This is a genomic window from Flavobacterium sp. UBA6135 (assembly GCF_002428305.1).
Lineage (GTDB): Bacteria > Bacteroidota > Bacteroidia > Flavobacteriales > Flavobacteriaceae > Flavobacterium.
The window spans coordinates 1-14,687 of the sequence record NZ_DIVJ01000027.1 but is presented as its reverse complement, the minus strand read 5'-3'; the positions used below and the strand labels follow the sequence as shown (position 1 = coordinate 14,687).

15 protein-coding genes and 1 tRNA gene are annotated in these 14,687 nt (G+C 33.1%); 3 read left to right on the top strand and 13 right to left on the bottom strand.

Going from position 1 to position 14,687, the window contains the following annotated elements:
- Nucleotides 1-57: 57 nt before the first annotated feature.
- The 13 genes from B3L86_RS07085 to B3L86_RS07025 form a co-directional block, all read right to left on the bottom strand.
- Nucleotides 58-489 carry a MarR family winged helix-turn-helix transcriptional regulator gene (locus B3L86_RS07085; RefSeq protein ID WP_291116888.1) on the bottom strand — a complete coding sequence of 144 codons (432 nt, stop codon included), beginning with the start codon at nt 487-489 and terminating at the stop codon, nt 58-60.
- Nucleotides 490-992: 503 nt separating this feature from the next.
- Nucleotides 993-1,077: transfer RNA gene (locus B3L86_RS07080), tRNA-Ser, on the bottom strand.
- A 157-nt stretch (nt 1,078-1,234) separates the two neighbouring features.
- On the bottom strand, nt 1,235-2,368 hold the full coding sequence (gene ribB / locus B3L86_RS07075; RefSeq protein ID WP_291116886.1) for a 3,4-dihydroxy-2-butanone-4-phosphate synthase: 1,134 nt from the start codon (nt 2,366-2,368) through the stop codon (nt 1,235-1,237).
- Nucleotides 2,358-3,809 (bottom strand): LptF/LptG family permease, encoded by a 1,452-nt coding sequence (locus B3L86_RS07070; protein WP_291116884.1) that lies wholly within the window; start codon nt 3,807-3,809, stop codon nt 2,358-2,360. The genes ribB and B3L86_RS07070 overlap by 11 nt, the downstream gene beginning before the upstream one ends.
- 8 nt (nt 3,810-3,817) lie before the next feature.
- Entirely contained in the window at nt 3,818-4,459 is a 642-nt protein-coding gene (locus B3L86_RS07065) for a LolA family protein (protein ID WP_291116881.1), read from the bottom strand.
- Nucleotide 4,460: 1 nt separating this feature from the next.
- Complete coding sequence (locus tag B3L86_RS07060) at nt 4,461-6,899, bottom strand: DNA translocase FtsK (RefSeq protein ID WP_291116878.1); 2,439 nt, start codon at nt 6,897-6,899, stop codon at nt 4,461-4,463.
- Nucleotides 6,900-6,930: 31 nt separating this feature from the next.
- A complete protein-coding gene (locus tag B3L86_RS07055) occupies nt 6,931-7,311 on the bottom strand; it encodes a diacylglycerol kinase (RefSeq protein ID WP_291116875.1) in 381 nt (126 codons plus the stop codon).
- A gap of 7 nt (nt 7,312-7,318) precedes the next feature.
- Nucleotides 7,319-7,816, bottom strand: coding sequence for a thiol peroxidase (gene tpx, locus B3L86_RS07050; protein WP_291116872.1), 498 nt, complete (start codon nt 7,814-7,816; stop codon nt 7,319-7,321).
- A gap of 118 nt (nt 7,817-7,934) precedes the next feature.
- Nucleotides 7,935-8,192, bottom strand: coding sequence for a DUF6952 family protein (locus B3L86_RS07045; RefSeq protein ID WP_291116871.1), 258 nt, complete (start codon nt 8,190-8,192; stop codon nt 7,935-7,937).
- A complete protein-coding gene (locus B3L86_RS07040; RefSeq protein ID WP_291116868.1) occupies nt 8,192-8,506 on the bottom strand; it encodes a thioredoxin family protein in 315 nt (104 codons plus the stop codon). The genes B3L86_RS07045 and B3L86_RS07040 overlap by 1 nt, the downstream gene beginning before the upstream one ends.
- A gap of 127 nt (nt 8,507-8,633) precedes the next feature.
- On the bottom strand, nt 8,634-9,272 hold the full coding sequence (locus tag B3L86_RS07035; RefSeq protein ID WP_291116865.1) for a peroxiredoxin: 639 nt from the start codon (nt 9,270-9,272) through the stop codon (nt 8,634-8,636).
- Between the two features lie 283 nt (nt 9,273-9,555).
- Nucleotides 9,556-11,040 (bottom strand): Na+/H+ antiporter NhaC, encoded by a 1,485-nt coding sequence (gene nhaC, locus B3L86_RS07030; RefSeq protein ID WP_291116862.1) that lies wholly within the window; start codon nt 11,038-11,040, stop codon nt 9,556-9,558.
- Between the two features lie 109 nt (nt 11,041-11,149).
- Entirely contained in the window at nt 11,150-12,379 is a 1,230-nt protein-coding gene (locus B3L86_RS07025) for an aminotransferase class I/II-fold pyridoxal phosphate-dependent enzyme (RefSeq protein WP_291116859.1), read from the bottom strand.
- Between the two features lie 160 nt (nt 12,380-12,539).
- Here B3L86_RS07025 and B3L86_RS07020 point away from each other — a divergent pair, with 160 nt between their 5' ends.
- The 3 genes from B3L86_RS07020 to B3L86_RS07010 all read left to right on the top strand — a co-directional run bounded on the left by B3L86_RS07020 (nt 12,540) and on the right by B3L86_RS07010 (nt 14,662).
- Nucleotides 12,540-13,001 (top strand): Lrp/AsnC family transcriptional regulator, encoded by a 462-nt coding sequence (locus B3L86_RS07020; RefSeq protein WP_291116856.1) that lies wholly within the window; start codon nt 12,540-12,542, stop codon nt 12,999-13,001.
- Nucleotides 13,002-13,100: 99 nt separating this feature from the next.
- On the top strand, nt 13,101-14,240 hold the full coding sequence (gene bshA / locus B3L86_RS07015; protein ID WP_291116853.1) for an N-acetyl-alpha-D-glucosaminyl L-malate synthase BshA: 1,140 nt from the start codon (nt 13,101-13,103) through the stop codon (nt 14,238-14,240).
- Nucleotides 14,237-14,662 carry a protease complex subunit PrcB family protein gene (locus B3L86_RS07010; protein WP_291116850.1) on the top strand — a complete coding sequence of 142 codons (426 nt, stop codon included), beginning with the start codon at nt 14,237-14,239 and terminating at the stop codon, nt 14,660-14,662. The genes bshA and B3L86_RS07010 overlap by 4 nt, the downstream gene beginning before the upstream one ends.
- Nucleotides 14,663-14,687 lie beyond the last annotated feature (25 nt).

Below are 14,687 nucleotides of genomic sequence, written 5' to 3'. Positions count from 1 at the left end.
ATTAGAAAAATCTATCGGATATAGTCTATTTTCTTTTCTCTTTATTCTATTTTTTTTCTAAAAAATCTTTTTTTCATTAATCAATTCCGTAATTACTTCGGCAACTTCCATAAAATTTTTAAGTTGTTCTTCAGTAATATTTTCCCGGATAACTTCATTAAATTTCAAAACCGTATTTCGTGATAATTCTCTTTTTTCTTTTCCTAGTTCGGTGAGGTAAATTAAAACACCCCTACCGTCATCAGGATTTTTTTTTCGGATGATTAAGCCTTTTTCTTCCAAAGTTTTCAAAGTTCTGGTAAGGCTTGTGGCTTCCATTCCCATTCGATTGCTGATATAGGAGGAAGGTGTTCCTTCTTCTTTATCGATGCTAAGCAAAGCAAACCCGATAGCCATTGAGCCATCATATTTTGAAGCTTCTTCGTTGTACATTCTGGCTACTGATTGCCAAGTTGCACGAAGGATATAATCAATTGTTTTATCTTTCATATGTTACGCAAACGTTTTCAAAGATAATAAAAATTTATTATGCACGCATAGTAAATGGTGAATTTTAACATTTGAAAAGTTAATAGGATTAAAGTGTTTAAATTTTAGTTTATCTGGAAAAGGTCAAATTGAGAACCTAAAACACACGGATGTGCAAATAAAAATTATAGTTTAAGTTAAGTACATTTTTGTAAATGTTTTTTTTTTTTTTACATTCATCTTGATAACGATTAAATTATACATTAATTTATGTCAAAGTTTGCACAAAATAAGATGTTCAATAAATGATACTACTGTGTACAGGGGTTTTGAACCCCAGTTATACTTTTGATTTATGTAGTTTTTAATCATTTAGCGAGACCCAGATTTACTACATTTTTTAGGGTCTCGATTTTGCACCTTTAATTTTGATAAAGATTGATTAATTTAGAAGTTATAAAAAACAAAAAACCTCGAAATTCAAAAGATTTTCGAGGTTTTGATAAGAATTGAAATTTATTGTGCGGAGAAAGAGGGATTCGAACCCCCGGACCTGTTACAGTCAACAGTTTTCAAGACTGCCGCAATCGACCACTCTGCCATTTCTCCAATAAGTCACAACCATTTTGTGATTGCGAGTGCAAATATAGAACGATTTTTGGTTTCTGCAAACCTTTTTTAATTTAAAATTTCATGAATTATAAAGTAATAAACTAACCGTTTCATTTTCTAGATCTTACAGTTGGTTTCAATTCAAAGATTGACTTTAAAAAGGAACGTAATCTGTAATTTCTAATCCGTATCCAATCATACCAACCCGTTTTGTTTGTTCGGAATTGGATAACAATCTAATTTTAGATATGTCAATATCGTGTAAAATTTGAGCACCAATTCCAAAATCTTTTGCATCCATTCGGATTGGTGGTGCTTTCATTTTTCCTTCTTCTTGTAATACTTTCAATTCGCTGATACGATTAAGCAATTCAATAGATGGTATTTCTTGATTGATAAAAACGATGGCTCCACGACCTTCTTCATTAATTCTATTGAACATTGCCTCTAATCGTTTATCGGAATTGTTCGTTAAGGTTTCTAAAATATCGTTGTTAACTTGTTTGGAATTGATTCGGGTTAAAATTGCTTCACCATTATTCCAACTTCCTTTAGTTAATGCTAAATGTACTTGTTTGTTTGTTGTTTGCAAATAGGCACGCAATCGAAAGGTGCCAAAACGAGTCTCGATATCAAAATCTTCTTTCTTTTGAATTAAACTATCGTGTTGCATTCTGTATGCCACCAAATCTTCAATGGAAACTAACTTTAAGTCAAACTTTTTAGCCACTTTTACTAATTCCGGTAAACGCGACATGGTTCCATCGTCATTCATAATTTCACAAATTACACCGGCAGGAGTAAAGCCTGCTAATCGAGCAAAGTCAATAGCGGCTTCAGTGTGACCGGTTCTTCTTAAAACACCACCTTGCTTTGCAATTAAAGGGAAAATGTGTCCCGGACGAGCTAAATCGTTTGGTTTTGTATCTTCATTGACTAAAGCTAAAATAGTTTTTGCTCTATCGGAAGCTGAAATTCCAGTTGTTACTCCATGTCCTTTTAAATCAACCGAAACCGTAAAAGCCGTTTCCATGTGATCGGTATTGTTTCGAACCATGGTATGCAGGTCTAATTCCACACAACGCCTTTCAGTGAGTGGTGAGCAAATCAAACCACGTCCGTGTGTTGCCATAAAATTGATCATTTCGGGAGTCACTTTTTCTGCCGCAGCTAAAAAGTCGCCTTCATTTTCACGATCTTCATCATCCACAACTATAATTACCTTTCCATTTCTGATGTCTTCAATAGCTTCTTCAATGGTATTAAGTTGTATTTTTTCAAGTGTCATTTTTGTTTTTTTTGGAATTGGAAAATAATTTGTTTACAAATTTATGAATTGGATCCATAATAACGTCCATATTAATTAGGCCTATATCATTTGTTGCTCTATAAAAAAGTAATAAAGCTAATGGAGTTAAAACAATTGAAGAAAGCCAAGCCCCTAAAAATGGTGTTAATCCATCTTCTTGAGCCACTTTTTTGCCAAATACATTTATAAAGTGAAATACAATAAAAATCATTACTGCAAATACAATTGGTAAGCCTAATCCACCTTTTCTGATAATGGCTCCTAATGGTGCTCCTATAAAAAACATTAATAAACAGGCATAGGCAATCACAAACTTATCATATAAAGCTAACCAATGGTTGTTGATGTTTTTGGTTTTAGATTCTATATCAATTCTATTGCCTTCAATAGAAAATTTTGTATTTTCAATATTACTTTTTGAAATTCCTATAACAATTGCCTTTTGGTCTGGTTGTAATATCGACATTAAATCATAGACTAGGCTATCACTAGCTTTAATTTTTTTATCTTGTTTAATTGATACTAAACTTAAACGTTGATGAATATTTTCTGAAAACGATTTAATTTCTTTGTCCTTACTGTTTTGTAAAGAATCTAAGGTATAACGTAGTTCATTAACAGACAACATTGTATTGGTGTTGGTTATATTCTCGTTATTATCCGAAGCTTTTTCTAACGGACTTAAATCAAAATTAATTATGTATCTTTTGAAAGAACTTTTAGCAAAAGGTTGTTTGTTTCTTTCTTCATATCGTTTGGGTTCTATCGACTCATAATAATTTCCATCGTAAAGAATAAGCTGTAAATTATTAGATTTTTCACTACTCATCAATTCCCCCGTTTTGGCTTTAATTACCACAGTAGTCCCTGTTCCTAAATTAGAAACTTTGTGAATGGTAACTTTTTCTAAAAAGTTACCTTCCGGTCCGGTTTTCTTATCAACTTTAATAGTGTAGTTTCCAACATTGCTAAACTGTCCTTCAGCAATAGCCATAGATGGTTTTTGCTGTAAAATGTTTTTACGAAGGTTTACAAATTTGTATTCCGCTTTGGGTATAATGGAGTTTGCAAAAAAGAAAGCAACAATACTCAATAAGACAATAAAATATTGTAGAGATCTCATGGCTCTTTTTAACGAGATTCCTGAAGATTTCATTGCGGCAAATTCATAATTTTCGGCAAAATTACCAAAAGTCATAATTGATGCTAACAAAACTGACAAGGGAAGTACTAAGGGTACAACCTTAGGAGAATAGAATAATAAAAACTTTACAATTAAAAAAGCATCTAAATCTTTTCCTGCTAATTCCGCTATAAAAAGCCAAATGCCTTGAAGAATAAAGATAAAAAAGAGTATTACAAAAACAGATGTAAATGTACTCAGGAATGACGTTAAAATATAGCGGTCAAGTATTTTCACCTCAAAATTTAATCAATTCTATTGATGTAGTAATTTTTGTATTTACTCTCGTCAAAGGTAAATTGATTTTTTGACAATGGGAGATTGGTTTTAAAAGAATTAACAGTTAAGGTCGTTTTTGTACCATTTTTACCCATTTCTATTAAATTATAGATGTGCTTTGTTTGGGTATCTATACCTAATAAAATTTCTTTTCGTTGGTCTTTTGAACTTATTGGAATCAATTTGATATATTGAATTTTCCGACCTTTAATATCTTGAAGTATATCCATCGAGTATTTATAGCCACTCGAAAAGAAGGTAAGCATTTTAGATGGGGTAATGGCATTTTCATCTAAAGCATCCATTTTAGAAATCGTCACCTCTTCATCTTCAGGACTAATGGTATAAGATTTTTTTCCATCATAAATTTTAGTAACTCCCATAAAATTTAAATGGTATTGATTGCCTTTCATGACAACAGTTCCTTTGCTATCTTGACTGATATTCTCTTTGGTATTGTTTAAACTGTATTTAAATTCGATGGTAATATTTTCATAACTCTTTACTTTTGCCGTAACTTCATCTAACAAGTCCTTGGCTTTTTTATCTTGGGCTTGAATGGTAAAAAAAACATTAAGTAATAGAAGTATGGTGACTACTTTTTTCATTTTATTGTGGGTTTTGTTCATTGTTTAAAAAATCATGAAGCGAATTTAAATCAGTAATATTTACACTTCGTGCTTTACTACCTTCAAATGGGCCAACAATTCCGGCAGCTTCTAATTGATCAATCAATCGTCCGGCTCTGTTGTATCCTAATTTTAGTTTTCGTTGTAAAAGAGAAGCAGAACCTTGTTGAGCTGTAACTATTATTTCGGCAGCTTCTCTAAACATCGAATCGCGTTCGGAGATATCAATATCAAGCACTGTGCCATTTTCTTCTCCAACATACTCAGGGAGTAAATAAGCATTAGGATAGGCTTTTTGTGAACCAATGTATTCTGTGATTCGTTCTACTTCAGGGGTGTCAACAAAGGCACATTGTACACGAACTAAATCATTTCCGTTGGTGTATAACAAATCACCGCGACCGATTAACTGATCAGCACCCTGAGTGTCTAAAATGGTTCTGGAATCAATTTTTGATGTTACTCTAAAAGCAATACGAGCAGGGAAGTTGGCCTTGATAATTCCTGTAATAACATTCACAGACGGACGTTGTGTGGCAATAATCAAATGAATTCCAATCGCACGAGCCAATTGTGCCAAACGAGCTATTGGTGTTTCCACCTCTTTTCCGGCCGTCATAATTAAATCGGCAAACTCATCAACAACCAAGACAATATAAGGTAAAAAACGATGACCGTTTTCAGGATTCAGTTTTCTGTTTTTAAATTTTTCATTATATTCTTTGATATTTCTTACCATGGCATCCTTTAACAAAGAATAACGGTTGTCCATTTCGATACACAAGGAATTTAATGTGTTGATTACTTTATTGTTATCGGTAATTATAGCTTCGTCGGTATCGGGAAGCTTTGCTAAATAATGGCGTTCAATTTTATTGAATAAGGTTAGTTCTACCTTTTTAGGGTCCACCAATACAAATTTAACTTCCGCAGGATGTTTCTTGTATAATAACGAGGTTAAAACCGCATTTAAACCTACCGATTTTCCTTGACCTGTTGCTCCGGCCATTAGTAGGTGAGGCATTTTAGCTAAATCCACCACAAAGGTTTCGTTAGAAATGGTTTTTCCCAAAGCAATCGGTAATTCCATTTCTGCTTCTTGAAATTTAGCCGAGCCAATAACGGAACGCATAGGGACCATGGTCGGGTTTTTGTTGGGCACCTCAATACCAATTGTTCCTTTGCCTGGAATAGGGGCAATGATACGAATTCCCAATGCCGAAAGCGATAAAGCAATATCGTCTTCCAAACTTTTGATTTTTGAAATTCGAATACCGGCTTCAGGAACAATTTCATATAATGTCACCGAAGGTCCAACAGTGGCTTTAATTTGTGCAATTTCTATTTTGTAGTTTTTGAGCGTATCAACAATTCGATTTTTATTTTCTTCGAGTTCTTCTTGATTGATTGTGATTCCGGTAGTTGGATAATCTTTTAATAAATCAATTGTGGGGAATTTATAATTCGAAAGTTCTAAAGTGGGGTCAAATTCACCAAAATCGGCCACTAATCGAGCGGCTAAATTTTCTTCTAAGGTGTCTTCTTCTGCATTTTTTTCAATTACAAAAGCCTCATCGTTGGTGGTTATTATTTCAGGTTCTTTTGAAATTATAGGCTTTTCAATTTTAGTTTCAATTGGGTCTATTTTCTTTACTTCTAAGTTGATTTCAGAAGGATTATTGATAGTAGGTTTTAAATCCTCTTTATTAATTTCAAATTGCGAAATTGGAGCTATTATATTTTCAGGTTCTTGACTTTCAATCTTATCAGTGATGCTAGTAGAAAGATCTGAATCATCCTCAGCTTCTTTTGAAGCAAATTTTGGAAGTTTAACTTGAAACAACTTTTGAATTTTTTCAGGATTGATGTTTATTTTTAAAATTAAATAAATCATACAACTAAAGAGTAAAATCAGTAAAGTACCAATATTACCCATAAAACTTTGAAAATAAAGGTTCATTTCATAACCAATAACACCACCCAGTTCCGGAATGGAATCCGCAAAAAAACCAAACAATAATGAAATGTTTACCAAAGCAAACAAGTCCCAAAACCAACTGTTTTTTAGTTTTTTAAGTGATAAATCCAAAATCAAATAGATTCCTGTAATAAACAATAAGCGAACAAATAGGAAGGAAGCAATACCAAAACCTTTGAATAAGAAAAAGTGCGAAATTGCAGCACCAACCTTACCTAGCCAGTTATTAACGGCCACATTTCTGTCTCTTAAAGCGGAAACGGCACTTTGGTCTTCTTGCCAATTAATATAATAGGAAACGAACGAAAAAAACAAAGCAACGGCAATTAAAACAAACAAAATTCCTAAAAGAAGTTTGTGTTGCTTGGTAAAAATCACTCTTTTTTTAGAATCAGAATCGGTGTTTTTAGTTTTTGTATCTTTTGTTGCTGTTTTAGCCATTCTCTAATTTTGGTTTAAAAATAAAACTAAATTAATTAAAAAAAAGTATCGGTACATAAATTAAAGCTCCAATCAAAATTGCAGTTAGTGCAGCAAAGAAAACGGCCCCTGCGGCAATATCTTTAATAAAGCCGATTTTTTCATGATAATCAGGATGTATAAAATCAGCTATTTTTTCAACGGCTGTATTCAAACCTTCAATGGATAAAACCAATCCAATTGAAAAAATTTGAAAGAGCCATTCTGTTTTGGAAATTCCAAAATAGAAACCTGCAATTGTCATTAAAATAGCAATACTGAACTGAGCCATTACACTATGTTCAGTTGTTATCAATTTAAAGGCCCCTTTTACAGCAAAAGCGATGCTTTTTATTCTCCCTGTAAAAAATGAAGTGTCTTTTTGAAATTTCATAGTTGTTTTATAAAGCGGCTAAAACTTTGTCATAATTTGGTTCTTGTGCAATTTCAGGAACCAATTCAGTATGCGAAATAATTCCTTTTTCATCAATTACCACTATGGCCCTGGCATGTAAACCATTAAAAATACCATCTTTGATTGTCAAACCATAGGTAGTACCAAAGTTACCATCAATAAAATCGGATAAGTTTTCTATGTTTTCCAATCCTTCTGAACCACAAAAACGCTTTTGAGCAAAAGGCAAATCACGAGAAATACATAACACTTTTGTATTTTCTAATTTACTTGCTAGCTCATTAAATTTTCTAACAGATGTAGCACAAACTGTAGTGTCTATACTTGGAAAAATATTTAAAACTACTTTTCTTCCTCTGTAATCGTTTAATGTTGTGGTTGATAAATCGATTTTAGTTAGATAAAATTGGGGAGCTTTATTTCCTACTTTAGGAAGTTCACCAACGGTTGCAATAGGATTTCCGCCTAATGTAATAGATGCCATAAAAATGATTAATTAAGATTTCAAAAATAGGAAAAAAAACAGCAACTTTTTAACAGAAACGATTAACAAAAAAATCGCTCCCAATTGAGAGCGATTTTTTGAGGTATTTGTTTGGAAATTATTTATCTATTGCACCTAAAACCCGTTGCATGAAACTGTTCAAAGCTTCCTTTTTATCCATTCCGTTTTGGATGGATTTATGTACTTCCAAGGCTCCATACATATTGGAAATTAGTTCGCCAATCACATCCAATTCTTCATCTTTTAGCGAAGGTACTTCCGTTAAAGCTTCCAAAACTTCAATGGTTTCAACTAGATAATCTTGGTCGTTCTCCTCAATAAATTGAGTTAACTGTTTGATAACGGGTAACTTCATTAGTTTGCTGAAATTTCTAAAACCAATTCAGCCAAAACTTCTGCTTTGTTGGTTTGGGTTTGGTTTACTAATTCGCCATTTACAAAAGTGGCAAATGTTGGTAAATTGGAAACATTAGCCAGTTTTCTTGATTCAGGAGAATTCTCAGCATCAACCAAAACAAAAGTTATGGTTTCGTTTTCTGTGGCTAATTTTTTAAATTTAGGCTTCATAATTCTGCAATTGCCGCACCAAGAAGCGGAGTATTGTACAACTACTTTGTTATTTTGACTTACTAAATCTTGAAGTGTATCTTCGGTTAAATCGATTAACATAAAATATATTTTTTAAAAGTTCAATATCAATTGCAATGACAAATATCAAATTCAAAAATCAATTACAATATCAAATTTCAACAAAACTATTTGACTTTTGCTATTGCCATTGCTATTGATTTTTGTTTTAGTTTTGACTTAAATATGCTGCTGTACTCAATCTGTCAGCTACCATTGCATCTTTTCCTTCTTCCCAGTTGGCCGGACAAACTTCACCTTTGGTTTGAACATGAGTGTAGGCATCAATCAAACGCAAATATTCGTTTACATTTCTTCCTAATGGCATGTCATTTACACTTTCGTGGAAAATTTTTCCGGTTTCGTCAATCAAATAAGTAGCTCTGTAAGTTACGTTAGAACCTGAAATTAAATACGTTTCAGTATCTTCATTATATTCACCTGCTTCAATATCTAAAATCCCTAAGGCTGAAGACAAATTTCTTGTTGTATCAGCAAGTAGAGGATATGTTACACCTTCAATTCCACCGTTATTTTTTGCTGTGTTTAACCAGGCAAAGTGTACTTCATTTGTATCACAAGAAGCACCAATTACTAGTGTATTTCTACTTTCAAACTCTGGCAAAGCCGTTTGAAAAGCATGCAATTCTGTTGGACAAACAAATGTGAAATCTTTTGGGTACCAAAACAAAATCACTTTTTTGTTGTTTTTAACCGCTTCATCTAATACATTGATTCTTAAATTATCTCCCATTTCTGAGATTGCATCTACGGTGATGTTTGGAAATTTTTTACCGACTAAAGACATAATTTTTTATTATTTAAATTGTTAATTTCTGATGCAAAGGTAAGGTAATACGGAAATATTGATCATGACAAATGTCATACCTAAAAGCAATGTAGGTATTGATTTTATTGATGCTGACGTAGGTTTTACTCAAAAGCTTGTAAGTGTGTAATTTTAGCTTCTTATTTTTTGTGTTTTCATAATTTTAGTAACAATTTATTGCAGAGTCAACAATTGTTAAAATTAAATTAAAAACAAAAAACTGCCGATTAAAGCAGTTTTTATAATATATGATAAGGAAATCTTATTTAATGGATAATTGCTTTATTTTTATTCGGAAAGCAGCAAAAAGTAAGGTCATAAACGGACTAATAATATTGAAAAAGGCATAAGGAGCGTAGCTTAATGTGGATACCCCCAAAACACCACTATGATAAGCTCCACAGGTATTCCAAGGCACTAAAACAGAAGTTACTGTTCCAGAATCTTCTAAAGTTCTACTTAAATTTTCTGGAGCTAACCCTTTGTTTTCATAAGCTTTAGCAAACATTTTTCCGGGAACAACTATAGCCAAGTATTGATCAGAAGCGGTTAAGTTTAATGCTAAACAACTGGCAACTGTGCTCGCAAATAAACCAAAAACGGTATGAAATAATTTAAGTAAAGCTTCCGTGATTTTAGTAAGTGCTCCAATAGCTTCCATTACACCACCGAAAACCATGGCACACAATATTAACCAAATCGTACCTAACATACCTTGCATTCCTTTTGCGGTAAAGAGTTCTTGAAGCATTTCGTTTGACGATTCAAAGTTTGTTTGAACAGTAATGGCATTCATCACACCTTTATATCCTGACATTAAATTTAAAGTAGTACTACCACCAATTTTAGCTACTAAATCCGGTTGAAAGAATAAAGCAAAAATCCCACCTAATAGTGTTCCTATTAACAAAGCAATGAGCGGCTCGGTTTTTTTAATGATTAAAATGATAACAGCAATGGGTACTAAAAATAACCAAGGTGAAATGGTAAACGTTTCTTTGATGGCAACTAAAGTGGCTTCATTATTGTTTGCTCCGGTTGTGGTTTGTGTTAATCCTAAAATGATAAAAAGCACTAAACTCACTACCAAAGTAGGCACTGTAGTTAGCATCATGTAGCGAATATGTGTAAACAAATCCGTTCCTGCCATTGCCGGTGCTAAATTGGTGGTGTCTGACAACGGAGAAAGTTTATCCCCAAAATAAGCACCTGAAATTACGGCTCCGGCTACCATTCCGATGGGCATACCAAGCGTTGAACCTATCCCTATTAATGCAATTCCGACAGTTGCAGAAGTAGTCCATGAACTTCCGGTAGCTATTGAAATCACTGAACAAATGACCACACATGCCGGAAGAAAAATAGTGGGATGTAAAATTTGTAAACCATAATAAACCATCGTTGGGATAATGCCACTTAATAACCATGTTCCTGAAAGTGCACCCACTAAAAGCAAAATAATAATTGCACTTGAGGTTGATTTTACATTTTTGGAAACATCTTCCATCATGGCTTGGTAGGAAACTTTATTCCTAAAACCCACAATGGCTGCAAAAGCTGCTCCAAGTAATAAAATGAATTGATTGCTTCCACTCAACGCATCATCTCCAAAGGCATACAAAACATTAAATGCTAAAAGTCCAACCAATATTATAATAGGAAGTATTGCTTCAAATAACGTAAGGTTTTTATTTTCAATCAATTCTTCGTTTCTTGGGTCTACTGGTTTAATGTCTTGGCTTTCCATAAAGTTTGTTTGTGGTTGCAATATATAAAAAAAGGAAAGTATATTTTGAAATGAAACAAAAAAATCCGCTTGGGAGGTCAAGCGGATTGATGTTTTTGAGAAGTTGAAACTAAATTGTTGCTTCTGCTTCAGTCAGTATATTTAATTCAATCATACACTGTCTCATCATTTGATAGGTACGTTCAATATCATTGTCTAAACCTATCGAAAAACGAATCAATCCATCGGTTAACCCCATTTCTATTTGTTCTTCCATCGGAATTTCAGAAGAAGTAGACGTTCCGGGAGCACTGAACAACGTTTTGTAAAAACCTAAACTTACGGCCAAATAACCTAAGTTGCGATTTTGTAGTAATTCCATCAGTTCGTTGGCTTTGTCTAATGATCCCACATCAAGGGTCATCATACCGCCAAAACCATATTCCTTATTTATCATTTTAGAATAAATGTCATGACTCGGGTGACTTTTCAAGCCGGGATAAACCACTTTTAAACCGTCATTTTCAAACTTTTCAGCTAAATAACTCGCATTATAACTATGTTGTTTCATTCGAATATGAAGTGTTCGCAAGTTCTTTAAAATACTAGCGGAACGAAGACTGTCCATCGTTGGTCCGAGTAACATACTGGCACCGTTATTCACGTTTTTTAAATCGTTGATGAATTCTTGCGAAGCACAAACCACACCACCAACGGTATCGCTACTTCCATTGATGAATTTAGTCAAACTGTGAATCACCACATCAGCTCCTAATTTTGCCGGTGCTACCGAAAGAGGAGAGAAGGTATTGTCAACTACCAATTTGATGTTATACTTTTTAGCCAATTTAGCCAAGCTTTCAATGTCAGCTACTTCTAACAAAGGATTGCTTATAGTTTCACAGTACAATACTTTGGTATTTTCATTAATCGCGGCTTCTACTAAATCTAATTTTGTAATATCCACAAAGTGGGTTTTAATGTTCCATTTTGGCAACATGTTTTTCATAAAAGCATACGTTCCGCCATAGATGGTTCTACTCGAAACGATTTCGTCACCGGCAGCACATAATTGCATAAGAACCGGTGTGATTGCTCCCATTCCTGAAGCGGCCACATTGGCACTTTCTGTACCTTCCATAGCAGCTAAGGCTTCACCAAGATATAAATTCATTGGAGAGGAATGACGAGAATACAAATAGCAACCTTCAGCATTTCCTTCAAACGTATCAAACATCGTTTTTGCTGATAAAAAGGTGTAGGTTGAAGAATCTGAAATAGAAGGGTTTACGCCACCAAACTCACCAAAGTATTGCAAATCTTGAATTTTGTCGGCCGGATTAAAAGAATTCGGTTTCATTAGAATTTTATATTAAGTTTATTACAAAATAACTAATTACTAGTGTAAAAATCAATATAGAATAGTTTATTTAGTTTTTTTATCTAATTTTAGATGTAGTAATAGTTTTAATAACTATATTTGATTTGAAATTTGTAGAACAAACCGAAAAATCACAATTATGGAATTCGATGCTATTGATAAAAAATTATTGATGCTTTTACAGGCCGATAGTAAAAAGACAACAAAGGAACTTTCAATGCAACTTAATCTTTCAGTAACTGCGGTTTATGAGAGAATTAAAAAACTGGAACGTGAAGGAATCATAAAAAATTATGTTGCCTTATTAGATCGCACAAAAATCAACAAAAGTTTTGTGGTTTTTTGTCATATTAAACTTGTTCAGCATACAAAAGAATATCTTACTATTTTTGAACATGAAGTGACACAACTACATGAAGTTTTGGAATGTTTTCATGTGAGTGGTGATTATGATTACATCTTGAAAATTTGTGTTAACAACATGGAAGAATATAGGGCTTTTATGGTCAATAAACTCACAAACTTAAAACACATTGGTAGTACACACAGTTCGTTTATGATAAGTGAATTGAAAAATTCAACCCAATTTGACATACTTTAATTTGACATACTTTTAAACAATAGTTATTACGAATTTTTAACGATTTATTACCAAAAGCAAACAGGAAAGAATGTAAATTTGTTTATCTAATTAAGTAGAATGAAAATAGCAATAGTGTGTTATCCAACATTTGGAGGAAGTGGAGTAGTAGCAACAGAATTGGGACTTGAGTTAGCTCAACGTGGGCATGAAATTCACTTTATCACTTACAAGCAACCGGTGCGATTAGCTTTACTAAATCCAAATTTGCATTACCACGAGGTGAACGTTCCTGAATACCCACTTTTTCATTACCAACCCTATGAATTGGCTTTGTCGAGCAAGTTGGTCGATATGGTCAAGTTGTATCAAATTGAAGTCTTGCATGTGCATTATGCCATTCCTCATGCTTACGCAGGGTATATGGCAAAGCAAATGTTGAAGGAAGAAGGAATTGACATCCCAATGGTCACCACCTTACATGGTACTGATATTACTTTGGTTGGAAATCACCCACATTATAAACCTGCCGTTTGTTTTAGTATCAATAAATCAGATTATGTGACCTCAGTTTCTCAAAGTTTAAAAGAGGAAACCTATAAGTTGTTCAATATTAATAAGGAAATTGAAGTGATTCCAAATTTTATTGAATTAGATAAAACTAAAATAGAAGATGGGGTTCCTTGTTATCGTTCGTTAATGGCCAAAGACAAAGAGCGAATTATTACACACATCAGCAATTTCAGAAAAGTGAAACGCATTCCTGATGTAATAAAAATATTTTACAAAATACAGCAACAAATTCCGGCTAAATTAATGATGGTTGGAGAGGGGCCTGAAAAGGAAAAAGCAGAGCAATTGTGTGAGAGTTTGGGAATTACGGATAAAGTAATTTTCTTTGGTAACAGCAATGAAATTGATAAAATATTGTGTTTTTCTGATTTATTTCTATTACCTTCTGAAACAGAAAGTTTTGGTTTAGCGGCTTTGGAAGCCATGGCGTGTAGTGTCCCTGTTATTTCAAGTAACACCGGAGGTTTGCCCGAAGTAAATGAACATGGTTTTTCAGGATTTTTAAGTAGTGTAGGTGCTATTGATGAAATGGCAAATAATGCATTAACTATTCTTGAAAATGATATTGTCTTACAAACATTTAAGACAAATGCATTAAAAGCAGCACAAAAATATGACATTAAAGAAATATTGCCTTTGTATGAAGCGTTATACATAAAAGCAATCTCAAATAAACAAATGGTATGAAAAAGATACTACTCCCTTTAGTTGGTTTACTACTTTTCTCTTGTAGTACCAAAAACAAATTAGAAAACAAAGAAGCATTTCAATTGTTTGAAATTTTAAAACAAGATGAACAAGGTGGAGCTAATATACAATTCTTTGAAATAATCACGGAACCTAATGAATTCAAAATGTTGTTAAATGATAAAGAATTAAGAAACAAAATAACGTCTGAAGATATAAAAACTTCCAATTTTTTATTGTTGAATATGGGCGAAAAAAATAGTGGAGGTCATTTTATTACGCTAGAATCTGTTGAAGAAACAGAAACAGAGATTATTGTAGCCGTAAAAGAAAATTATCCTTCCGGAATGGCAACTTCAGTAATGACATATCCATTAACTGTTGTAAAGATAAACTCAAAAAAGCCAATACGATTTAAATAGAAAGAAGCCGTCTCAATACTAAAAT

Bases quoted from the DNA above. Each gene is read 5' to 3' on its own strand.
- B3L86_RS07010 (WP_291116850.1), top strand. From the start codon at position 14,237: ATGAAAAAGATACTACTCCCTTTAGTTGGTTTACTACTTTTCTCTTGT.
- B3L86_RS07055 (WP_291116875.1), bottom strand. From the start codon at position 7,311: ATGAAATTTCAAAAAGACACTTCATTTTTTACAGGGAGAATAAAAAGC.
- B3L86_RS07060 (WP_291116878.1), bottom strand. From the start codon at position 6,899: ATGGCTAAAACAGCAACAAAAGATACAAAAACTAAAAACACCGATTCT.
- tpx (WP_291116872.1), bottom strand. From the start codon at position 7,816: ATGGCATCTATTACATTAGGCGGAAATCCTATTGCAACCGTTGGTGAA.
- B3L86_RS07045 (WP_291116871.1), bottom strand. From the start codon at position 8,192: ATGAAGTTACCCGTTATCAAACAGTTAACTCAATTTATTGAGGAGAAC.
- nhaC (WP_291116862.1), bottom strand. From the start codon at position 11,040: ATGGAAAGCCAAGACATTAAACCAGTAGACCCAAGAAACGAAGAATTG.
- B3L86_RS07065 (WP_291116881.1), bottom strand. From the start codon at position 4,459: ATGAAAAAAGTAGTCACCATACTTCTATTACTTAATGTTTTTTTTACC.
- B3L86_RS07085 (WP_291116888.1), bottom strand. From the start codon at position 489: ATGAAAGATAAAACAATTGATTATATCCTTCGTGCAACTTGGCAATCA.
- B3L86_RS07035 (WP_291116865.1), bottom strand. From the start codon at position 9,272: ATGTCTTTAGTCGGTAAAAAATTTCCAAACATCACCGTAGATGCAATC.
- B3L86_RS07025 (WP_291116859.1), bottom strand. From the start codon at position 12,379: ATGAAACCGAATTCTTTTAATCCGGCCGACAAAATTCAAGATTTGCAA.
- B3L86_RS07020 (WP_291116856.1), top strand. From the start codon at position 12,540: ATGGAATTCGATGCTATTGATAAAAAATTATTGATGCTTTTACAGGCC.
- bshA (WP_291116853.1), top strand. From the start codon at position 13,101: ATGAAAATAGCAATAGTGTGTTATCCAACATTTGGAGGAAGTGGAGTA.
- B3L86_RS07040 (WP_291116868.1), bottom strand. From the start codon at position 8,506: ATGTTAATCGATTTAACCGAAGATACACTTCAAGATTTAGTAAGTCAA.
- ribB (WP_291116886.1), bottom strand. From the start codon at position 2,368: ATGACACTTGAAAAAATACAACTTAATACCATTGAAGAAGCTATTGAA.